The sequence below is a fragment of the Streptomyces sp. AB3(2024) genome, from assembly GCF_041862025.1.
Lineage (GTDB): Bacteria > Actinomycetota > Actinomycetes > Streptomycetales > Streptomycetaceae > Streptomyces.
In genome coordinates, this window is record NZ_JBGWAB010000230.1 from 1 (window position 1) to 6901 (window position 6901).

At 71.8% G+C, this 6901-nt stretch carries 6 protein-coding genes and 1 tRNA gene; 6 read left to right on the forward strand and 1 reads right to left on the reverse strand.

Translation table 11 applies throughout. The features are described from left to right. Positions 1-219: 219 nt before the first annotated feature. From ACEPPI_RS39220 to ACEPPI_RS39235, 4 genes are all read left to right on the forward strand, one after another. A complete protein-coding gene (locus ACEPPI_RS39220; protein ID WP_373920036.1) occupies positions 220-708 on the forward strand; it encodes a RidA family protein in 489 nt (162 codons plus the stop codon). A 1061-nt stretch (positions 709-1769) separates the two neighbouring features. Next, complete coding sequence (locus ACEPPI_RS39225; RefSeq protein ID WP_373920040.1) at positions 1770-2147, forward strand: hypothetical protein; 378 nt, start codon at positions 1770-1772, stop codon at positions 2145-2147. An 872-nt stretch (positions 2148-3019) separates the two neighbouring features. Further along, complete coding sequence (locus ACEPPI_RS39230; protein ID WP_356213748.1) at positions 3020-3523, forward strand: nucleoside deaminase; 504 nt, start codon at positions 3020-3022, stop codon at positions 3521-3523. Positions 3524-3799: 276 nt separating this feature from the next. Then, positions 3800-3875 (forward strand) — tRNA-Arg (locus ACEPPI_RS39235). A 100-nt stretch (positions 3876-3975) separates the two neighbouring features. On the opposite strand, the gene ACEPPI_RS39240 is transcribed toward ACEPPI_RS39235, so the two are convergent. After that, positions 3976-4290, reverse strand: coding sequence for a deoxyxylulose-5-phosphate synthase (locus ACEPPI_RS39240; RefSeq protein WP_373920037.1), 315 nt, complete (start codon positions 4288-4290; stop codon positions 3976-3978). A 224-nt stretch (positions 4291-4514) separates the two neighbouring features. Between ACEPPI_RS39240 and ACEPPI_RS39245 the strand changes: the two genes are divergently transcribed. Both ACEPPI_RS39245 and ACEPPI_RS39250 read left to right on the forward strand, forming a co-directional pair. Continuing rightward, positions 4515-4859 (forward strand): hypothetical protein, encoded by a 345-nt coding sequence (locus tag ACEPPI_RS39245; RefSeq protein WP_373920038.1) that lies wholly within the window; start codon positions 4515-4517, stop codon positions 4857-4859. A 90-nt stretch (positions 4860-4949) separates the two neighbouring features. Further along, the coding region (locus ACEPPI_RS39250; RefSeq protein WP_373920039.1) for a hypothetical protein at positions 4950-6901 on the forward strand (1952 nt) is incomplete at its 3' end.

Below are 6901 nucleotides of genomic sequence, written 5' to 3' on the forward strand. Positions count from 1 at the left end.
GGTCGTCCCCCCGCGCCCGGCGGTGCCCGCGGCCCCCGCGGTCCCCGGGGCCCGCGCTCCCACGGCCTGCGGGCCCCGGGAGCGGCTCACCCGGACGGCCGCCCCGGCCGGCGGCGGACCGCCTGATCCCACCCTGATGGAGGAGTGCTTTCACCGGCTTTCGGTGCGGGATGCGGGCATGGTCGAAGCACTGATCCGCTTCCCCCGGAGGAGCCCGTCGTGACCGCCACCCCCACCACTCCCGAAGAGCGCCTGGCCGCGGCCGGGCTGGAGCTCCCCCCGGCCCCCGCGCCCGTCGCCGTGTACGTGCCGGCGGTCGTCAGCGGGCACTGCGTCCACACCTCCGGCCAGCTGCCCATGGTGGACGGCGCCCTGCCGGTGACCGGCAAGGTCGGGGCCGAGGTGGGCGCCGAACTGGCCAAGGAGCTGGCGCAGAGGTGCGCGCTGAACGCGCTGGCCGCCGTCGCGTCGGTGGCCGGGGACCTGTCCGCCGTGAAGCGGGTGGTGAAGGTGGTCGGCTTCGTGGCCAGCTCCCCCGGCTTCACCGGGCAGCCGGGCGTGGTCAACGGCGCGAGCGAGCTCCTCGGTACGGCCTTCGGCGACGCGGGCATCCACGCGCGCAGCGCGGTCGGGGTGGCGGTGCTGCCGCTGGACGCCCCTGTGGAGGTGGAGATCACCGTGGAGCTGCACGCCCCGATGGGGGTGTGACGGGGCGCCGCCACGCGAGAACCCGGCGGCGCGCACGGGCGTCCTCGCGTACGTGTCCACGCGCTCCGGGACCCCGCGTCTTCCCGCCGGCCTCCGTCGCGGGGGGATCACCGCGGCCCTCGCCTCCCTCGTGATGCCGCTGCACCACGACTCCCGGGCGGGGGGGGCGGCCGGGCACGCCCGGAGTCTCGTACAGACCGATCGCCGGTTCACCGCCGGCCGGACGACGCCCTACCGGAAGTCGCGAATCCGGCCGTACCGGACACCAACACAGCGGGGTTCCGGTTCCACGCAACGCCCGCGATGATCGCGGGCCCCGCCCCAACCCACCACCGGAACGGCCGAATTCCGCTTCGGGGTCCCGGCCGGGAGGGATCCTCGCTGGATCATCGACCGGGGACGGCGTCACGAGCGCTCCGACTCTCGCGCAAATCACCAGAGAGCCGGCCCTGGCCTGCGGATGTCTTCATGGCTTCGGCCCCTTTCCGGCTTCGCTCCACTGCCTGTGCACTCCTTCTCAAGTGCCGAACGCAGCAAGGGATTTCCGTCATCCGACAAGGAGCTCTCCTCGCGAACGAGCAGAAGCGCACCATGTACCGCTCGGCGATCCCCGATGCCGGTCCGGACACCGTCCGGGCGGAAGTCCGCGATCCCATGACGCCCGTGGACACCATTTCCTGACCGCCGCCCGTTCAGCCGCGCCCAAGGAACGGTCCCGGCGGCTTTCGGGGCGATTGCCGGCATTCCCGCCGACCCGCGGATCCGCGTATCGACAGGACCAGGGCCCGTGCGCGAGCCGGGCCCGATGGAAAAGCTCCTGACTTCACCCGGCACGAAGGAAAGAACCTTGTCCCAGACGTTATCCGTCCGGGACATCGAGATCGCCCGGCCCGACCTGGGCATCACCGTTACCGCGGAACTCGACGACCGCGATCCCGCACTGGCCGACGCCCTGCGGGATTCACTTCCCTGCCGGAGCCGACACGCGCTGGTGGCGGGAAGCCACCTCTATCACGTGGCCCCGATCCATCCCCTCCGGCGCCGGGACCCACGAGACGGTCCTGCCCACCCTCCTCTTCGTCAACGGCGAGACCCGCCCGCTGGGCTACGCCGCCCATGGGGGCGTCATCCGGGCCGGCGTCGCGGACGTGCCGATCGAGTCGCTGCGCCGAATGGCACGTCTGACGGTCGGCCTCCCCGCCGAGTTCCTCGGCTACTGCGGACCGGAGAAGCTGTGGGCCTTCACCCAGTGCCTCCTGTCCTGCCTCGACCGGCTCGACCGCGACGACCTCCTCGGCGGCTGGAACCTCCACCTGTTCCCCTGGGGCATCGGAGACCACCTGCGCCAGGAGCGCCCCGCCGGAGCGGGCCCGCGCACCGCGTGGCGGCCCGCTGCGGGCGGCGGCCGGGCGACGGGCGGAACCCGCCCACCGACGTGATCGCGCCATATCCCCCGAGGGCCGACCGGTGTTCCGCTCCGCCTCCGGCGGCAGGTGCCGCGACCCTCGGGGCCGCCGAATCCTCACCGTCGGCCGCACCGCTGGACTATTGACCAGCGGTGACATGACGAGCGGACCAACTCTCGTAGAAGTCTACGAATAGCTGCTCTCAGCCTGCGGAGTTTTCATGTCTTCGCCCCCTAGCTGATTCCGGCCGGTTGGCTGTGTACTCCTCACAAGTCGCAATGCAGCGGAGGGGTGGTCTGTCGTGTCCGCACGGCGGCCACGTGCGAGAGGCGTTCGTGTGATGCCGGATTTCCGGTCGGGAACTCGCTCTTCCTGACATCTCGCGGAACGAAGGAGAAAGCCTTGACTGAGTCGCTATCCGGCCCGCACATCGGGACCGCCTGCCCCGGTCCGGGTGTCACCGTCAACGCGGAACCCGACGTCCGCAATCCGTCGGCTCCCGCACGGGCCGGATCCCCTGGGAACCAGGCGATCCGCCGCCCGCATCCCCCGTCGGACGGACCCGACCGGAAGAGATGCCGGCCCCGCACGAACCCCGTCAAACCCCGCGGGACGCCGGAGGCCACCCGCGCCGCAGGCGACCCCAGCCGGGTCGCGCGTCACGGACGCCCGACGACCTGACCGCCCTACGCACGTCCCGGCCGGAGGCCGCCGGGGGAGAAGCTCCGACGACGCCGGACCCCTCCCCCGCGTTCGACCCGCCCCCGCCGGACGCTCCCGCCCCGCGTGCCCACGGCACCGCCGACTTCAAGACGGCCTCCGCGGGCCCCTTGCCGTCCCGGATGCGGTGCTCCGCACAGGCAGAGCATCCGGAAAGTCCCCCACCTTCTCCAAAAGGAGCGATCATGACCGCGCACACCGAAGAGATCAGAGTCCAGGAACTCCACCGCTCCTGGATGGACGAGGCCGTCAAGCTGGCCACCAACAGCGTGGCGAACGGCGGCGGCCCCTTCGGCGCGCTGGTCGCCAAGGGCAGCGAGATCGTCGCCGTGGGGAACAACCAGGTCACCGCGAACCTGGACCCGACCGCGCACGCCGAGGTGAGCGCGATGCGCGCCGCCTGCAAGGAGCTGGACACCTTCTCGCTTGAGGGCTGCGTCCTGATCACCTCGTGCGAGCCCTGTCCGATGTGCCTCACGTCGGCGCTCTGGGCTCGGGTCGACCGGATCCTCTACTGCGCCGACCGGCACGACGCGGCGGTGGCCGGCTTCGACGACCTCAAGTTCTACGAGCTGTTCGAGAAGGCGCCCGCGTCGCTGTGGCCGACGCCGGTCGAGCAGCTGGAGCTGCCGAGCCGGACGGCGCCCTTCAACGCGTGGCTGGCCAAGTCCGACCGGGTCGACTACTGACCCACCCCGACCGCCGCTCCCGGTCCTCCGCCGCTCCGGGAGCGGCGCAGGACCGTCGCGCACCGACGGAGCCACGACCGGCGGCCCGCACCGGGCCGGCGGACAGGTCCGCTCGGGGGCGCGTGTCGCGCCGCGGGGCCTCCTGAAAACCGAGCCGCGGAGCCCCGCCCTGATCCGCTACCCTGTCCCTGGGTTGCCCTCGTGGCGGCCCAGGATCTTGCCGAGGCGACCGGAACTCTCACGCAGAGCATCCGGCCACGTCTCACGCAGGACCCCGCCTTCGTAGCTCAGGGGATAGAGCACCGCTCTCCTAAAGCGGGTGTCGCAGGTTCGAATCCTGCCGGGGGCACCAGTGAGAACGGCCCGGAGCGATCACGCCCCGGGCCGTTTTGCTGCGCCGGCCGGACCGCCGCAAGGCCGGGGACGACGCGGCGCGTCTTGCCCACGTTCGCCTAGGGGGTGGCGAGGGCGCGTGCGACCGGGGTCCCGGTGCGTCGCGCGTACGTGAGCCGCTCGCGCACCTCGCGCAGGCTCCGGGGCCGGTAGCCGGGTCCGCAGCCGCAGCAGGCCTGCCGAAAGTCCAGTCCGGCATGGAGCAGGACGGAAACGACCCTCCAGGCGTCCCGGTCCCGCTGCGGCGGGGCCTCGAAGGCGTCACCGGCGAGGAGCATCTCTCGGCCGCACCCCGGGCAGCGGTACGTCCGCGGCTCGGAGTGCTTGAAGGAGACGCGGCACGAGAGGCACACGTACGCGGAGCGGTGGGGCATCCGGCCACTATCCGCCGCCGGGCCGTGCGCCGCCATGGATTTTCCCGCGCGCCGACCGCCCCGCCCCCTACCGCCCGCCGTATTAACAGAATTAATTCTTCGGTTTTAGCCGGGCGGTGCGGTGTGCCGTCTTTTTGTTCGACGGAATTCAAGCCAGCGCGGGCGGCAAGGTGACCGGAACGGCACTGGGCCGGTGGGGTGTTCCGCTTTTAGGGTTCTCGGCCATGGAGCTCAACATCGATGCGATTGTCGGTGGAGTCGCGCTCGACGGCGGCGTCAAGGAAATCTCGATGCGGCTCATCAAGCAGTGCGCGGCCCCGGATCGCAACCGGCTCAGCGCCGATCTGAGTCATCAGATCACCCGGGAGCTCGAAAGCCTCGGGCTGATCACCTTTCCCCGGCGGCTCCCCACGTCCGAGAACGCGTCCGTCTGGGTCATGGCCGCCGGTCATCCGCTGGCACAGGTGGTGCTGATCGCCTCCGCCTACGCGTCCCTCCACCGCAGTGGCCGGAATCCGCTGCCCGAACTGTTCGAGAAGTACGCCCTCGCGCGGGACGGACTGCTGTGATCCGACCGGCGCGACACGTCGGGTTGAGCGGGTTTCAGAGTTCAGAGCTTGAATTTTCAGACATCAACTAACTTCGGAGGTCACCTGCCCATGCCCGCGAACACCCCCCAGTCCCTCACCGTCACCTGGGGCTCCGAGTCGGTCATCGTCTCCAGCATCGATCGCGACCTCCCGGCCCCCGGCGAGCCCTCCGCGCGCGGGGAGGTCATCGCCGCCGGTGCCGCCAACCCGCAGACCCTGCTGCCCGACGGGGCCTGGCGGGCCATAGCGCGGGCGACCACCATGCCCGAGGGCATCGCCCTGCAGCTGCGCCCGTCCACGGGGGATCCGGGCGGGCTGCTGCTGGAGGAGAACGTCGAGGGCGCCACGCTGCGTTCGGTGGTGACCCGGGTGCACCTGAGCGAACTGCTGCCGGGCATCCAGCCGCGGACCGGCATGGAGGTCAACGAGGTACCCGACCCGCAGGTGGAGGGGCTGACGCGGGCCGGGCAGCCGTGCGCCGTCGTGCGCTACCGGTACAAGGACTTCGGCCACCTGAAGGACCATGTCTGGCAGACCCTGCACGGCACCCTGTCGATCAACAGTTACGCCTCCTCCATCCTGGCCCGGAAGGTGACCAGGAGCCTGATCACGCACCCGGTCGAGATCACCTTCGAGGACGGCACCCCGTCCTTCCACGGCCTGGTCGTCCGCGACGGCATCACCAGGCTGGCCAGCGCCTGGAACGTACTCGCCGGCCCGGACGCCGACGCCGCCAAGACGGCGGAGCACGCGGTCGGATCGCTCTTCGGCGGCATCCGCCCGGACGCCGGTGAGGCCGCGCCCGCGCTCGACGAGCGGCTGGCCGAGCACCGCGAGCAGTGGCGCGAGGGCATCCGCAAGGAGTTCGCGCACGAGATGGGCATCCTGGAGCCCGGACTGCGGGCCGCGCAGATCGCCCAGACGTTCGTGGTGCCCGCGCAGATCGCGGTGGGAGCCCAGCACCACCCCGGTCACCCACTGGCCCCGGAGGACCTCTTCGACGACGCGATCCGCTCGATCCTGGCGAGCGTCCACGTCGACTTCAAGGTGTGGGACGACGCGGCCCAGCACATCGAGGTCATCACCCGTGCCCTCAAGCGGGTCATCCAGCAGGGCGATTCGCCGGTCCCGGCCGAAGACCTCCAGGCCGTCTACGGGCTCGCCGTCGGCCGGACCTCGCCCGACGAGCTGCCCACCGCGTTCCGCGACCAGACCATCCCCGGCACCCCGCTGTGGCGCAGCGTCTACCTGGTCCACGCGCTCACCCGGGCCGGGCTGTTCGAGCAGCTGAAGGACCAGGCCAAGGCCATCAAGGGCGGTCGGCGGATGGCGGTGAAGGGGTTCGCGGAGCTCCTGGGGCCGCTGGTCGACCTGCCGTGGCGCAGTCACAAGCGGGCCGTGACCAAGCAGGCCCGGAACGCGTGGAGCAACGGCGGTGTCCTCACCAACGACGTGCTGCTGGACTGGGACCCCGTCCCCACCGGCGACTTCACCTCGCTGGTCGGTCCGGCCTCGCGGGGGGACCTGAACGCGCGCTGCACCCTGGCCGTCGCCGGAGGCATCGCCCTGATCGCGGACAAGCTGCTGACGCGCAACGTCGGTTCGGCGCTGGGCGCCCCGAAGGAGAAGGGCGGGGTCCCCTTCCGCTCGGACGTGAACCAGGTGGTCCAGGACCTGTCCCGGCAGGACAACGAGCTGGGCCTGTGGACCCTCGCACTGGCGGCGAACGGCTTCCGGGGCGACGCCCTGCCCGAGAACGCCGTCACCCTGCGCCAGCTGATCCGCAAGGATCCGGACGCCGGGGCCTCGGGCCGGACGTACGTCCACTTCAGGGCGGACCTCGCGCAGCCGGACAGGATCGCCCGGGACGGGCACGGGGTCCCGGAGCAGCTGTACCAGTGGGACGTGGTCGCCGCGTCCGACGAGGCGCGGGCGAGGCCGGCGGCGGCGGCCGGGGCGGGTACCGGCTCGCCGGGCGCACCCGTCGGCAGCCCGCTCGACGCCACCGCCGCGTCGCCGGA

Excerpts from the sequence above, each read along its gene's own strand:
- ACEPPI_RS39245 (WP_373920038.1), top strand. The coding sequence starts at position 4,515 with ATGGAGCTCAACATCGATGCGATTGTCGGTGGAGTCGCGCTCGACGGC.
- ACEPPI_RS39230 (WP_356213748.1), top strand. The coding sequence starts at position 3,020 with ATGACCGCGCACACCGAAGAGATCAGAGTCCAGGAACTCCACCGCTCC.
- ACEPPI_RS39240 (WP_373920037.1), bottom strand. The coding sequence starts at position 4,290 with ATGCCCCACCGCTCCGCGTACGTGTGCCTCTCGTGCCGCGTCTCCTTC.